Here is a 13,002-nt window from a genome sequence, read left to right as displayed (position 1 = left end):
CGCCGCCGGCGGGCGCTCAACCACAGGGGTACGAGCATGACCATTCGTTTGAACATCAATGGGGCCGACACAGCGATCGATGCGCCTGGCGACATGCCGCTGTTGTGGGCCTTGCGCGATTTGGCAAGGCTGACAGGCACCAAATATGGCTGCGGCATGGCGTTGTGCGGTGCCTGTACGGTTCACGTGGACGGCACGCCGGTGCGCGCGTGCGTGACCCCGGTTTCCGCCGTGGCCGGGCGCCGCGTGACTACCATCGAAGGCGTGGGGGCTGACAAGGTGGGCCAGGCCGTGCAGGCTGCCTGGGATGCGCTGAACGTGGTCCAGTGCGGTTATTGCCAGTCGGGCCAACAAATGTCGGCAGTGGCGCTATTGCGCGCCAATCCCCGCCCCTCCGACGCAGATATCGATAATGCCATGAGCGGCAATTTGTGCCGGTGCGCGACCTACGAGCGCATCCGTGCGGCGATTCGCCACGCCGCCCAAGCCTTGGCCTGAGGGAGCGTGCCATGACGTCGCAGATCACCGTAGAACGTTCGCCCGGCGCGCCCGCCGATCCGGTCCGCCGTCGCTTTGTCCAGGGCAGTGCAGGCCTCGTCCTGGGCATGTACCTGGCGCCGCTGGGCGCGGCGCGCGCCGCGCAAGCCGCCAAGGGCGCGGATTTCCGGCCCAACGCCTTTGTGCGCATCGGCACGGACGGCATCGTGACGATTTACGCCAAGCATCTCGAGATGGGGCAGGGGGCGTATACGGGCCTTGCCACCCTGCTTGCCGAAGAGCTGGATGCGGACTGGGAAAGCGTGCGCGTGGAAGGGGCGCCCGCGAATACCGAGCTGTACAAGAATTTCGCCCTGGACATGCAGGGCACGGGCGGCAGTACCGCCATGTCCAACTCGTATGAGCAGATGCGTCGCGCCGGCGCGACCGCCCGCGCGATGCTGGTGGCGGCCGCGGCCGAACGGTGGCGCGTGCCGGCGGGCGAGATCACGGTGGCCAAAGGCATCGTCAGCCATGCCTCGTCTGGCCGGCGCGCTGGGTTCGGGGAATTGGCCCAGGCTGCTGCGCGGCAATCCGTTCCCGCGCAAGTCCGCCTCAAGTCGCCAGGCGAGTTCGGCTTGATCGGCAAGCCAGTGCTGCGTCGCGCCGACGGTGCCGACAAGGTGCGCGCTCGCGCGCTGTTCACGCAAGACGTGCAGCTGCCGGGCATGTTGGTAGCGGTGCCCGCGCACCCGCCGCGCTTTGGCGCCACCGTGCGCCGCGTCGATGCGAGCAAGGCGCTGGCGGTACCCGGAGTACGGGCCGTGGTGCAGTTCGAAGGCTCGGCCACGCGATTCGCGGGCGTGGCCGTGCTGGCCGACCATACTTGGGCGGCGCGCAAGGGCCGCGATGCCCTGGCCGTGGAGTGGGATGAAAGCGGCGCCTACCGGGAAAGCAGCGATGGCATCTTGGCCCGCTATCGGGAGATCGCTGCCCGCCCGGGCTTGGCGGCCACGAGCAAGGGCGATGCGCAGGCGGCATTCGCGTCTGCAGCGCGCATCATCGAGGCGGATTTCGAGTTCCCGTACCTGGCCCATGCGAGCATGGAGCCGCTCAATTGCGTGGTGCGGCTGGGCGACGGGCAATGCGAGATCTGGAATGGCGAACAGTTCCAGACTCCAGACCAGCGCTCGGTCGCCGACTACCTGCGCATTCCCCCGGAACGCGTGACCATTCATCAGTTATACGCCGGAGGCAGTTTCGGCCGGCGCGCAAGCTCGACTGCCGACTACGTGCTGGAGGCCGTGGCCATCGCGCGGGCCGCGCGCGCCCAAGGCATCCGTGCGCCGATCAAAATGGCATGGATGCGCGAAGACGACATGCGCGGCGGCTATTACCGCCCCATGTTCCTGCATCGGGCCCGGGTGGGGCTGGATGCCAAGGGCCGCATCACGGCCTGGCAGGTGCGCATCGTGGGGCAGTCCATCGTGGAGTCTTCTCCGTTCGCACCGGTCGCGGTCAAGAACGGTGTGGACATCACCTCGGTGGAGGGCCTTTCCGACTTGAGCTATGACGTGCCCAACCTGCAGGTCGAGCTGCACACCGTCCGGGACGTCGCCGTGCCGGTGTTGTGGTTCCGCTCGGTGGGCCACACCCATACCGCGTTTACCGCAGAAACCTTGGTCGATGAGGCGGCGGTCGCGGCCGGACAGGACCCGGTCGCGTACCGGCGTGCGCTGCTGAAAGGGCGTCCGCGCCACCTGGCTGCGCTCGAGCTGGCCACCCAACGGGCCGGCTGGGGCAAGCCCCTCGCGCCGGGGCTCGATGGATCGAGGCGAGGGCGAGGCGTGGCAGTGCACGAGTCTTTTCATTCCGTGGCCGCGCAGGTCGTGGAGGTCACGGTCGCGGCCGATGGAGCGCTCAAGGTCGACCGAGTCGTCTGCGCGATAGACTGCGGCATCGCCATCAATCCCGACGTGGTGCGGGCGCAGATGGAGGGTGGCATCGGCTTTGCCCTGTCGGCCGCGCTGCATGGCGCCATCACGCTCAAGGATGGCGTGGTCGAGCAGAGCAATTTCCATGATTACCGAGTGATTCGGATCAACGAGATGCCGCGCGTGGAAGTCCACATCGTGCCGTCCCAGGCCAAGCCCACCGGGGTGGGAGAGCCGGGCGTGCCGCCGCTTGCGCCCGCCCTGGCCAATGCCATCTTCAATGCGGTGGGCGTGCGCGTGCGGTCGCTGCCGATTCGAACGCCCCGTGCCGGGGTCCGGGCATGACGCCGAGCGCGCACCGGATGCCGCCCGCCGCGGGCGACGCGTCGCTGGAGGCGCTGCGTGCCGAGCTGGCCGAGCGCATCGCTGCCTTGGTCCCGGGCGATGGCATGCACGAGACCGCGTATCCGGGGCTCATCGTGGCGCGGTTTTCCGCACCTTCGGCCCTCGATTGTGGCCAGTACTGGCCATCGCTGACCATCGCGGCGCAGGGAGCCAAGCAAGTGCACCTGGGGGACGACGTCTACGAGTACGACGCCTCCCATTATCTGGTGTCGGCCTTCGATCTGCCCGTGCAGGCGCGCATCACCCAGGCCACGCCGCAGTCGCCTTATCTGTGCCTTGCGCTGGACCTGGATGCGCTTCGCATCAGCGAGCTGGTCAGCGAGGCCGATCTACCTACGGCGCCTGAAGCCGGGCCTGTCCGCGGCATTGCCGTCGGCAGCGTCAACACCAAAGTGCTGGAGCCCGCGCTCAGGCTGGTCAGGCTGCTGGACGAGCCGCGCGACCTGCGCGTGCTCGGCCCTTTGGTCGAGCGGGAAATGCTTTATCGGCTGCTGACCGGCGAACTGGGGCCGCGGCTGCGCCGCATCGTGCTGCCTGGCGGGCCCGCGCAGCAAATTGCCCGCGCCATAGAGTGGATCAAGCGGCATTTCGCTTCGCCGCTGCGCATCGAAAACCTGGCGCAGGCGGTCAACATGAGCCCGTCTTCATTGCACCATCATTTCAAGGCCGTCACGGCGATGAGCCCGCTGCAGTACCAGAAGCAAGTCAGGCTGCGCGAGGCGCGTCGCCTAATGCTGGCCGAGCACTTGGATGCCGGGGCGGCGGCGCACCGCGTCGGCTACGAGAGCGCCTCGCAGTTCAGCCGCGAATACAGCCGGTTGTTTGGCCTGCCTCCGGTGCGCGACATTGCCCGGCTGCGGGGCAGCCCGCTGGTCGAGGCCTAGAACGCGAGACGTGCCCGCAGGGGATGCGCGGGTGCCGGGCCGCACCCATGGATGGTATAGAGCGTGCGCTATCGACCGTAGCGACGCCGGTCTTCGTAGTGCTTCTCGGTCTGCCGGTATAGCTCCTGCGTTTCGCGGTTGAGAGCGTTGGAGGTCTCGCGCAGCTTGTCCATCATCTGGTGAGGCGAGCTGCCCGTCAAGGCTTGTTGGCGCTGCAGGCCCGCCCCCAGGGCTTGCATGTGCTGGTCATGGGCCTGCTTCTCTGCCGCGGTCATGACCTGGTTGGAGGCAATCCATTCCGAACTGCCGTCCTCAAACAGGGCGCACAACTCGCCATTGGCGCGGCGACCAACGATCGTCACGTCTTGGGTAATGCCGAACCAGCGGATAGGAACTTTGGGGCCGCTGCGGCTCGAGAACTGCACATGGCATCCGCTGCGCACTTCGACGCGGTCGGCGTTCGTTCCGCCGCCCGCCATCGGCCGCGCGGAACCGCCGAGCGCGTTGGTGCCCGGCGCGGGGGCTGCGGGCGAACGCTGTGGGGAGGAGGCATTCTGGGGGCGTGGCCTGCGGTGGGCGGGGACGGAATTGCCCAAGGACTCCGACCAGCGCTGGCCTTGCCCCGAGCCACCTAGGGATTCCGACCAGCGCTGGGTGGTGGTCGGACCATTTTGCGATTCAGACCAGCGCTGCGTGGCCGTCGATCCACCTTGGGACTCGGACCACCGTTCGGTGTAGACCGGGCCGGCCTGCGATTCGGACCAACGCTGCGTTTGCTGGGCGTGCGCCGCGCCGGCGGTGGCGACCATCGCCAGCAAGATCAAGAGGCACGTGTGCGTCATCGATGTTCCCCCCAAATTGATTTTCTATGGTTTGTGGATATTCCGTTCCTCGACAGATGGTGGACGGAATGATAAGGCGTGGATGGCGTTCCATGACATGGCGGCGATCGCTGGCGGGGGCATCATGGCATACCACCGCATGCCCTGGGCTCGCCCACGCTTGCCCACTCAACGGACGGCCTTCTTGACGAACTCGCAGAAAATATCGGCAGGGGGATTGGAGGACAACTCGCCCTTGGTTTTTACGCGGACGAGGCCGACTTCCCATGTGGGGAAGGGTGCCTTGCGTTTGTCCGGTTCGATTTTCACGTAGGGCAGCTTCCGATACTTGGCCATGGCTTCCGGGATGACCGCGATGCCGACTCCCCGGTTCACGAACTGTGCGACCAGGTCGTAGCTTTCCACTTCGCATATCGTGGCCCGTGCGATGCCATGGCCGTCGAACATTTGATCGACGAGTTGCCGGGTTCCCCAGCGGGGAGAGAAGTCGATGAAGGTATCGTGGCGAAGCTCGCCCAGCTTGACCGAGCTTCGGCCGGCGAGGGGGTGATCCTTGCTATGCGCGGCCACCATGGATGAAGTGAAGAGTCCGTCGTATGAGAGCCCCGAAGCCGCGCGAGAGGGGGCCGGCATGAAGGCGAGGTCGAGGTGGCCATGGCGCAGGCTGTCTTCGAGCGCCGATAAGTGCGCTTCCTGCACGACGACCTTTACTTTGGGATGCGCCTTGTGGAAACGCTGCAACAGCAAGGGCAGGTCGAGAAAGGGCGCCAGGCTTTCGATGGTGCCGATCGCCAGGCGCCCAGTGAGCCCCTGGCTGACTCCCGCGACCGCGGCCTTGGCATTCTTGACCGCCTCGAGGATGCGCCTGGCTTCCGGAAGAAAAAGACGCCCCGTCGGGCTGAGTTCGACCCGCCGCGTGCTGCGTATGAACAGCAGCGCACCCAGCTCTTCTTCGAGCGCGCGGATGGCCGCGGAGATGCCCGATTGGACGATGTGTTCGCGTTCGGCCGCGCGACTGAAATGGCGTTCCTCCGCAACGGCGACGAATAGTTCGAGATGGCGGATTTGCATGGCCGTATTAATCTTCGATAGAGATATAAATTATCTAATAAATCTGTTTGTTTGCATGAAAGCGAGCTTTCATAATCGAGCCGGAAAAAGGACTCGTTATGGAAACTCACAACCGGCATCACTCGAGCGGCGGTAGACAGACGTTGCGCTCGCTCGTTCTCCATCACCCTGCATGGGCGGCATTCGCCATTTTTCTCATTGCTTTCAACCTTCGACCGGCCATTACGTCGGTCGCGCCGTTCTTGGCCGAAATCCAGCAAGATTACGATCTCTCCGGCGCATGGATCAGCGTGCTGACGACAGCGCCGGTGATCTGTCTGGGCTTGTTCGGGCCCCTCGCGCCGCCCCTGGCGCGTCGGTTCGGGAACGAGGCCGTGCTCTTGGCGTCGTTGATCGGCATCGTGGTCGGCTGTGTGCTGAGGAGCTTCGGCGTTTTCCCGCTGTTCGCGGGCACCGTCGTCATCGGTGCGTCCATGAGCGTGCTCGGCATCCTGACCCCGGTGGTCGTCAAGCGGGATTTCCCCCGCCACGTGGGGCGGATGATGGGGGCCTACACCATGCTGATCAGCCTCGGTGCAGCAGTGTCGACGGCCTCGGCCGCGCCCTTCCGGGCAGCTCTAGGTAGCTGGCATATGACGCTGCTGGTCTGGGCACTTCCCGCCTTGGCAGCGGCCATCATCGTCATCCCGCAATTGTTCCGCCACAGGCATCCCCACGGGCCTGCCGTGGCCCACGTCGAATCCATCATGGGGGATCCCATTGCCTGGCAGGTGACCGGCTACTTGGCGCTGGTTTCCGCGCTGGCCTATGCGGTCTTCACCTGGGGGCCGAGCATGCTGCAGGCGCGCGGGCTCAGCCTTGCCGCAAGCGGCGTCATCGTGTCGGTCTCGTACATCGCCCAGATGGCGACCGGCTTGCTCGTGCCCATGATCGCGTCGCGCCAGCGTGACCAGCGTTCGATGGCGGCCCTGATGGTCGTCCTGACTTTGGCCGGCCTGCTGGGGTTCATCTTCGCGCCGGTGTGGTCGTTGACGCTGTTCTCCATCATCTTGGGCCTGGGGCAGGGCGGGGCGTTTGGCCTGGCGCTGTCATTGATCGTGCTGCGGTCTGGCACGCCGCACGTCGCCGCGCAATTGTCGAGCATGTCGCAGACCATCGGCTACATCGTGGGTGGAGGCATTGGCCCGTTCGCCGTCGGCATCATCCATGACGCGACGGCCTCGTGGCGCACGGTAGCCGTCTTCTACGTCATCATCGGCGTGGCAACCCTGTTCCTCGGGTTGGGCGCCGGCAGGGCCAAGACGGTGCAAACTGCGTCGATGAAGAAGACCGGCGCCAGGCGCGCGGCTGGGGCGGCCTGAGCGCGACCCGGCAACATGTCGAAGCGGGACGCCTGCCGCGCCCTAGGCCGGGCGGACCGCTTTGATCCCGCGCCGGGCGCGCATGGCTCAGCGCGCGTCGCCCGCCAGGGAGGTGGCCAGCGCGCGTATCAAGGCATGTACCCCGTGCATGTTCGGCGTGGGGACGCCGATGAGGTCGCCGATCGCGGCCACGGCACCGCTGAGCGACTCATGTTCCATCGGCCGGCCCAGCTCCAGGTCTTGGAGCATGGAGAACTTGACCTTGCCCAAGGGCCGGCCGCGCTCGAGCCGCGCGCGCGGATTTTGCTCGATGGCCATTCCCAGCGCGCGCCCGACGGCGATGGTTTCGTTCATCAAGGTTTCCAACAGCGCGTAGATCCCGGGGTCGTCCAGCATGCGGTCCAAGGTGGCCCGGGTGAGGGCGCTGACCGGATTGAAGGCGGCGTTGCCGATCAGCTTCATCCAGATCTCGCGCCGGATGTCCGGGGTGAGGGAACAGGAGAAGCCCGCGTCCGACAATAGGGCTTGCAGCGCCTGGCCTCGCGCGGAAAGGCTGCCGTCGGGCTCGCCGAGATGGAGCTCCCAGCGCCCCGTATGCTGTACCACGCCAGGCGCGGGAAGATGGGCGGTCGGGTAAACGACGCAGCCGAGGATTTGGCGCTCGGGCAGGGCGGCTGCGATGCGGCCTCCCGGGTCGAGGTTGTCGAGCCGGGTTCCCTCCAAGCGCCCCCCGAAACCGGAAAAAAACCACCACGGCACCCCGTTCATCGCGGGTACGACGGTCGTTTTCGGACCAATGAGCGGGGCGAGGGCGGGCAGGGCGTCCGCCAGGCTGCAGGTCTTGACGCCGACGATCACGACGTCTTGGACGCCGAGGTCTTCGCCGCGGGAGGACGCCTGTATGCGTACCTTCCAATTGCCTCGGTCCGTGCGTACCTCGAGCCCGTTCCGGACGATGGCGTCCAGGTGGGCGCCGCGCGCAACGACCGAGACCTGGTTGCCGGATTGGGCCAAGGCGCCGGCAATCAACCCACCGATGGCACCTGCGCCAAACACACAGATTTTCATGTTGCTTCAATCCAAGAGATCGGGTTGTTCGGCCAGTACCTTGTCGATCAGCGGCTGCAGGCCGAACCAACCGGCCTTGGGTGAGCCGACTTGCTTGCGGGTCAGCAAGGCCGTCGCTTCGTCTACCTCGACCGGCTGGCCAGCTGCCTCGGCCAGCAGGACTTGCTGGCAAGCCCGCTCCATGCGCAAGAACCAAAAGACGGCTTCCTCGACCGTTTGGCCCACGGTAAACAATCCGTGGTTGCGGCAGATTACCGCCTTATGGGGGCCGAGCGCGCCGGCGATGGCCTCTCCTTCCGACAGTTCGGAGGCGATGCCGTTGTAGGCCTGCATGACCGCGTGGTCCTGGTAGAAGGCGCAAGCCTCCTGCGTAATCGGCGGAATGGGCCGGCCGAGCGAAGCGTAGGTCGTTCCGTACAGGGAGTGGGAGTGCGCGGCCGCCACGACATCCGGACGGGCCCGGTGAATGCGGGAATGAATGGAGAAAGCCGCGGCATTGATCGGGTGCCGGCCTTCGACGATCTGGCCATCGTGATCGACGAGCACGAGGTCGGACACTTTGATGCGGCTGAAGTGCACGGCGAGCGGATTGACCCAGAAGCGGTCTTCATGAATGGGGTCACGGCAGCTGATGTGGCCGGCGATGCCCGCGTCAAAGCCGTGCATGGAAAATATGCGCAGGCACGCCGCGAGGCGCTGCTTGCGATGTAGCCGTTCTTCTTGCGGATCGTCGAACCGCGGCGGCTCCGGGATGGTCAGCCCGTCGGGGCGCACCTCGAGCAACAAGCCAGGTTGCCTGTCATGGGCATTCATGTTGGGCTCCTCATTCGGGTTTGATGTTGGCGGCGCGGATGACTTGGGCAAAGCGCTCGCGCTCGACCTCGATGACTTTCGACAGCGCGGCGGGACCATTGTCGGCCGGAGCAATGCCGAGCGCGCGGCCGCCGGCGTCGATGCCCAGCGTCTCGAGCTTGCTGCGTACGGCGGGCAGCTCCACGATGCGGGCAACCTCGCGCTGCACTTTGGCGATGATGTCCGGGGGCGTGCCGGCAGGCGTGAAGAGGGCGATCCAGCTGGCAAAGTCGTAGCCGGGAACGCCGGATTCCGTCATGGTCGGAACGTCGGGCAAGAGCGACCAGCGCTTCGCCGAGGTCACCGCCAGGCCTTGAGCCTTGCCTGCCTTCATTTGCGTGATGACCGGCGCCGGGTCGAGGAACAGCATCTGCACGTCTCCGCTGGTCAGCGCGGTCAAGGCCTGGACGCTGCCTTTGTACGGAATGTGCGTGACGTCCACCTTCGCCATTTGCTTGAACATCTCGGCCGCCAATTGGAACAGGGTCGATGCCGAGCTGTAGTTGAGTTGGCGGGTCTTGGCAGCCTGGACCAGCTCCGAGACTGACTGCACCTTCAGCGAGGGATGAACCGCCAGCAATAGCGGGAAGCTGCCCATGATCGCCACCGGCGAGAAGTCGGTTTTTGCGTTGTAAGGCAGCGATTGATAGAGTTCGGGGTTGATGGTCATGGCGCTGCTGGCGCCGACCAACAGGGTATGGCCGTCCGGCGCCGCCCGCGCGACCGATTCGGTAGCGATGATGGTGCTGGCCCCCGGCCGGTTGAGCACGACGACGGGCTGGCCCCACGCTTCTTGCATGTGTTGCGCGACGAGCCGGGCAAGGATGTCCGTGCTGCCCCCGGGCGGAAAGCCGAGCACGATCTGGATCGGCTTGGAGGGAAATGAGTCGGCCGGGGCGGCCGACGCCGGCGTCGTGAACACACCCAAAAGCGCAAGGGAAATCGAACCCAGGTACGACTTGATCTTCATTTGCCCGCTCCTTTCTTTGCGTCAGCGGGAACGATGCCCGCGGCTTGTATCACCTTGGTCCACTGCGGCACCTCGGTCCGGATGCGTTGCTCCAGTTCGGCGCGGGTGGTCGGCATCATTTCGATGCCGAGGCTCGCAAACTTGTCATGGGTTTCCTGGCGCTTGAGCACCTCGACCACATCACGATTGATTTTGTCCAGGATGGCGGGGGGAGTCCCGGCAGGTGCAACGAGCCCCATCCATACGCTGAGTTCGTAGCCGGGGATGCTTTCGTTGAGGGCGGGCACGTCGGGCATGGCTTCTGTCCGGTTCTTGCCAGTCGATCCTAGTGCGCGCAGCTTTCCAGTGCGGACGTGTGGCAGGGACGAGGCACCCCCTTCGAACATCATGTGCACCTGGCCGCCGATCAGGTCGGTCATGGCTGGGCCGCTGCCCTTATAGGCCACTTGCAGGATGTCCGTGCCCGTCAAGGACTTGAACAGCTCCGCTGCCAAGTGGTGTGAGCTGCCCAGGCCGAGGGAGGCGTAAGTGAGCTTGCCCGGCTGGGATTTCGCAAGGGCCACGAGTTCCTTCACGTCGCGCGCTGTCACCTTGCCTGGATTGACGACGAGATAAAGCGGGGTGGTGAACAGGCCCGTGATGGGCGCAAAGTCCCGGATGGCGTCATAGGGCAGGTCTTGGCGGATGATGGGATTGAACACCATGCTGCTTTGCGTGCCGACCAGCAGCGTGTAGCCATCGGCGGGTGCGCGTGCGGCATATTCGGTGGCGATCAATTGGTTGGCGCCGGGCTTGTTTTCGACGATGACCGCTTGTCCCCATCGTGCCGACAAGTTCTGGGCCATGAAGCGGGCGAAGGTGTCGATGAGGCCACCCGGCGTATGGGCCACGACCAATGTCACCGGCCGGCGCGGGAAGTCCTCCGCGGTGGCCTGGGCCGATGCCCCGGCCCAGGGAGTGAGGCAAGCCATGCCGAAGGCGATTGCGCTGCCCAGGCGCAACCGGGATGTGCGCCGGAACGATAGCGGTGCACGTAGGGGTATTGCGGTCCTCATGTCGTCTCCTCCAGGTGTTGTCGTAATGAGGCTCAGGCGAATCGATAGCGGCCGTCTTGGTCTCGTGTAATGGGCCGCCTAGTGTGGGTGTCTTCCAACCACCGGATGATTTCGCGGCCGTCGCGGGTGCCGATGGCTGCCATCAGTTCGGCAAAATGCTTCGGACCGTCCTCCAGCGCCGCTTCCAGCGAAGCATGGCGAGGAAAGTCGTAGACGGGAGGCGAGGGCACCCGGTGTTCGAGCGGACGCTCGTGGCCGGCCGGCAGCAGGGGTAGCGTCAAGTCGAAACCGGCCTTGGCGGTGACGGTGGCGCCGTCCAGCGACGGGTCCAGGGGCATCGCGCGCAGGCCGGACTGCACGACCAGGTCGCGGTCGGCTTGGAAGCGGGTGGCCAGGGCCCACTCCATCTGGGCTTCGTCGAATACGTCGATATCCGGGTCGACGACGAATACGTGCTTGATGTTCGCCGACGAAGCGAAGATCGCGGCAATGGCGTTGCGTGCCTCGCCGGGCACGCGCTGGCGCATCGCAACGCGTACGTTGAACGAGCCTCCCGTGGCGGGCGGTGCGTAGACCGCGGTGACCTCGCGCACGGCCGACTCCAGGCCGCGCCACACCATTAGCTCCGTGCGCAGGGAGCACAACTGCGCCGTGTCGGTCAACGCCATGGACTTCCCGCCTATGGTGGCAGTTTGGAAGATGGCGTCGCGACGCCGCGTAATGGCGGTGACATGGAAGACAGGATTGCGCTTGAGCACGCCGTAGTAGCCGAGGAATTCGCCATACGGACCCTCGGGCTCGGCGTGGCCGCGCTCGTCCAGGTAGCCCTCGATGATCATCTGGGCATCCGCCGGGACCCGGAGGTCATTCGTGATGCACTTGACCACGCCCATCGGTGCGCCGCGCAATGCCGCGACCAGCTCGAGCTCGTCCATGGGCAAGCGCATGGTGCCCGCCAAGTGGTCCACGGGGTTCGAGCCGATTGCGAAGGCCAGCGGCATGGGTTCGCCGCGGGCGGCGTGCGCCTGGTAAATGGCCCGCAGATCGGACGGCGCGACGAGGTCGATGCCCGCGGTTCGCCGCCCGCGCAGCATGAGACGGCGCATGCCCACGTTCGTCCAGCCGGTGGCGGGGTCTCGGCTGAAGTCCAGCGATGCCGAGATGTAGGGCGCGCCGTCCAGCGCATGCTGCAGGTGCACGGGCAGCGCGGTGAGGTCGCATTCCTCGCCCACTTGGACGATTTGCTGGACGGGCGCCTGGCTGCGATCGACCTCGACGAGGATGCCCTGCTTGCGCAAGCGTTGCAGGATGACGGATGTCACCGTTTCGGGCGTGGCGCCGAAGGCGTGGGCCAGGCGGGCGCGGCTGCCTGCCACGTTGCCGCACAGGGGCAGGCCGCAGTCGCCCGGCTGATTGAACAAGACCGCCCGCGGGTTGCCATCGAGCACGGCGGCGATGTCGCCCAGTTCGATGCGGCCGTCACGCGTTTCCTTTTGGTCGGGCGGCAAGGATTCGAGGAAGCGCCGGAGGCTGAATTGTTCCAGGTCGGGTAGGGTGCCCGCCGGGGCGGGCTCGCGTTGGTTGGCCATGGCTGTGCGGTTTCCTAGAGGCTATAGAAGTCGAGCTTGGCGTTCAGGTAGTCGTTCAGCAGGACGACTTTTTTGCGCGCGATGCGCCACGTTCCATCTACGCGACGCCACTCGTGTTCCTGGTGTCCGAAGTACACCTCGACGACTTTCTCTTTAGGCAGGAACTGCTGCGTCGTCCAATTCGACTTGAGTTTGAGGAGGTCGGGGCCCGAGCCGTCTGCAACGCGGATGTTGGTGATCGTGTGCTGGGTCCGGGGAAGCACCATCGAGGCGACGGAGCGGCGGGACTGGACGCGCCACACGCGGTCTTCCAGGCCACCGCGGTTGGCGTAGTAGATCAAGGAGAGCTCGGCGCGCGGGTCGGAGGTAGGATGATCTTCGTCCCGCCATGCCGGCACCCAGTACTCGGCATCGGGCAGGAATAGCTCGATCCAGTCGCTCCAGCGGCGCTCGTCCAACAGCTCGGCTTCGCGGTAGAGCAGGTCGGCGGCGAG

At 65.7% G+C, this 13,002-nt stretch carries 12 protein-coding genes; 4 read left to right on the top strand and 8 right to left on the bottom strand.

Annotation, left to right across the window (positions count from 1 at the left end):
- Positions 1–36: 36 nt before the first annotated feature.
- From Q0319_RS14130 to Q0319_RS14120, 3 genes are read left to right on the top strand one after another with little or no spacing between them, the layout of a single operon-like run.
- A complete protein-coding gene (locus Q0319_RS14130) occupies positions 37–498 on the top strand; it encodes a (2Fe-2S)-binding protein (protein ID WP_299453593.1) in 462 nt (153 codons plus the stop codon).
- Between the two features lie 11 nt (positions 499–509).
- Positions 510–2,756, top strand: a complete 2,247-nt coding sequence (locus tag Q0319_RS14125; protein WP_299453591.1) for a xanthine dehydrogenase family protein molybdopterin-binding subunit — start codon at positions 510–512, stop codon at positions 2,754–2,756.
- Positions 2,753–3,700, top strand: a complete 948-nt coding sequence (locus Q0319_RS14120) for an AraC family transcriptional regulator (protein ID WP_299453588.1) — start codon at positions 2,753–2,755, stop codon at positions 3,698–3,700. The genes Q0319_RS14125 and Q0319_RS14120 overlap by 4 nt, the downstream gene beginning before the upstream one ends.
- Positions 3,701–3,768: 68 nt before the next feature.
- Here Q0319_RS14120 and Q0319_RS14115 read toward each other — a convergent pair whose 3' ends face one another.
- Positions 3,769–4,542, bottom strand: a complete 774-nt coding sequence (locus tag Q0319_RS14115; protein WP_299453586.1) for a hypothetical protein — start codon at positions 4,540–4,542, stop codon at positions 3,769–3,771.
- Positions 4,543–4,710: 168 nt separating this feature from the next.
- Positions 4,711–5,613 carry a LysR family transcriptional regulator gene (locus tag Q0319_RS14110; protein WP_299453583.1) on the bottom strand — a complete coding sequence of 301 codons (903 nt, stop codon included), beginning with the start codon at positions 5,611–5,613 and terminating at the stop codon, positions 4,711–4,713.
- A gap of 98 nt (positions 5,614–5,711) precedes the next feature.
- Between Q0319_RS14110 and Q0319_RS14105 the strand changes: the two genes are divergently transcribed.
- Entirely contained in the window at positions 5,712–6,974 is a 1,263-nt protein-coding gene (locus Q0319_RS14105; protein WP_299453580.1) for an MFS transporter, read from the top strand.
- An 87-nt stretch (positions 6,975–7,061) separates the two neighbouring features.
- Here Q0319_RS14105 and Q0319_RS14100 read toward each other — a convergent pair whose 3' ends face one another.
- From Q0319_RS14100 to Q0319_RS14075, 6 genes are read right to left on the bottom strand one after another with little or no spacing between them, the layout of a single operon-like run.
- Positions 7,062–8,042, bottom strand: coding sequence for a 2-dehydropantoate 2-reductase (locus Q0319_RS14100; protein ID WP_299453578.1), 981 nt, complete (start codon positions 8,040–8,042; stop codon positions 7,062–7,064).
- 6 nt (positions 8,043–8,048) lie between these two features.
- Positions 8,049–8,855, bottom strand: coding sequence for a class II aldolase/adducin family protein (locus tag Q0319_RS14095; protein ID WP_299453576.1), 807 nt, complete (start codon positions 8,853–8,855; stop codon positions 8,049–8,051).
- Between the two features lie 10 nt (positions 8,856–8,865).
- Entirely contained in the window at positions 8,866–9,864 is a 999-nt protein-coding gene (locus Q0319_RS14090; protein WP_299453573.1) for a tripartite tricarboxylate transporter substrate binding protein, read from the bottom strand.
- The gene (locus tag Q0319_RS14085; protein ID WP_299453570.1) at positions 9,861–10,919 is read right to left on the bottom strand and encodes a tripartite tricarboxylate transporter substrate binding protein; all 1,059 of its coding nucleotides are present in this window, start codon (positions 10,917–10,919) and stop codon (positions 9,861–9,863) included. Before Q0319_RS14085 ends, Q0319_RS14090 begins: the two co-directional genes overlap by 4 nt.
- Before the next feature lie 32 nt (positions 10,920–10,951).
- The gene (locus Q0319_RS14080) at positions 10,952–12,508 is read right to left on the bottom strand and encodes a UbiD family decarboxylase (RefSeq protein WP_299453567.1); all 1,557 of its coding nucleotides are present in this window, start codon (positions 12,506–12,508) and stop codon (positions 10,952–10,954) included.
- Positions 12,509–12,522: 14 nt separating this feature from the next.
- Positions 12,523–12,990 (bottom strand): aromatic-ring-hydroxylating dioxygenase subunit beta, encoded by a 468-nt coding sequence (locus tag Q0319_RS14075; RefSeq protein ID WP_299453643.1) that lies wholly within the window; start codon positions 12,988–12,990, stop codon positions 12,523–12,525.
- Positions 12,991–13,002 lie beyond the last annotated feature (12 nt).

The sequence above is a fragment of the uncultured Pigmentiphaga sp. genome (assembly GCF_937950555.1).
In the GTDB taxonomy this organism is placed as follows: domain Bacteria; phylum Pseudomonadota; class Gammaproteobacteria; order Burkholderiales; family Burkholderiaceae_B; genus Pigmentiphaga.
Note: the sequence above shows the minus strand (reverse complement) of the source record. Positions and strands in the feature narration are given on the sequence as shown.

Excerpts from the sequence above, each read along its gene's own strand:
- Q0319_RS14100 (WP_299453578.1), bottom strand. The coding sequence starts at position 8,042 with ATGAAAATCTGTGTGTTTGGCGCAGGTGCCATCGGTGGGTTGATTGCC.
- Q0319_RS14125 (WP_299453591.1), top strand. The coding sequence starts at position 510 with ATGACGTCGCAGATCACCGTAGAACGTTCGCCCGGCGCGCCCGCCGAT.
- Q0319_RS14115 (WP_299453586.1), bottom strand. The coding sequence starts at position 4,542 with ATGACGCACACGTGCCTCTTGATCTTGCTGGCGATGGTCGCCACCGCC.
- Q0319_RS14130 (WP_299453593.1), top strand. The coding sequence starts at position 37 with ATGACCATTCGTTTGAACATCAATGGGGCCGACACAGCGATCGATGCG.
- Q0319_RS14095 (WP_299453576.1), bottom strand. The coding sequence starts at position 8,855 with ATGAATGCCCATGACAGGCAACCTGGCTTGTTGCTCGAGGTGCGCCCC.
- Q0319_RS14090 (WP_299453573.1), bottom strand. The coding sequence starts at position 9,864 with ATGAAGATCAAGTCGTACCTGGGTTCGATTTCCCTTGCGCTTTTGGGT.
- Q0319_RS14105 (WP_299453580.1), top strand. The coding sequence starts at position 5,712 with ATGGAAACTCACAACCGGCATCACTCGAGCGGCGGTAGACAGACGTTG.
- Q0319_RS14110 (WP_299453583.1), bottom strand. The coding sequence starts at position 5,613 with ATGCAAATCCGCCATCTCGAACTATTCGTCGCCGTTGCGGAGGAACGC.
- Q0319_RS14085 (WP_299453570.1), bottom strand. The coding sequence starts at position 10,919 with ATGAGGACCGCAATACCCCTACGTGCACCGCTATCGTTCCGGCGCACA.
- Q0319_RS14120 (WP_299453588.1), top strand. The coding sequence starts at position 2,753 with ATGACGCCGAGCGCGCACCGGATGCCGCCCGCCGCGGGCGACGCGTCG.
- Q0319_RS14080 (WP_299453567.1), bottom strand. The coding sequence starts at position 12,508 with ATGGCCAACCAACGCGAGCCCGCCCCGGCGGGCACCCTACCCGACCTG.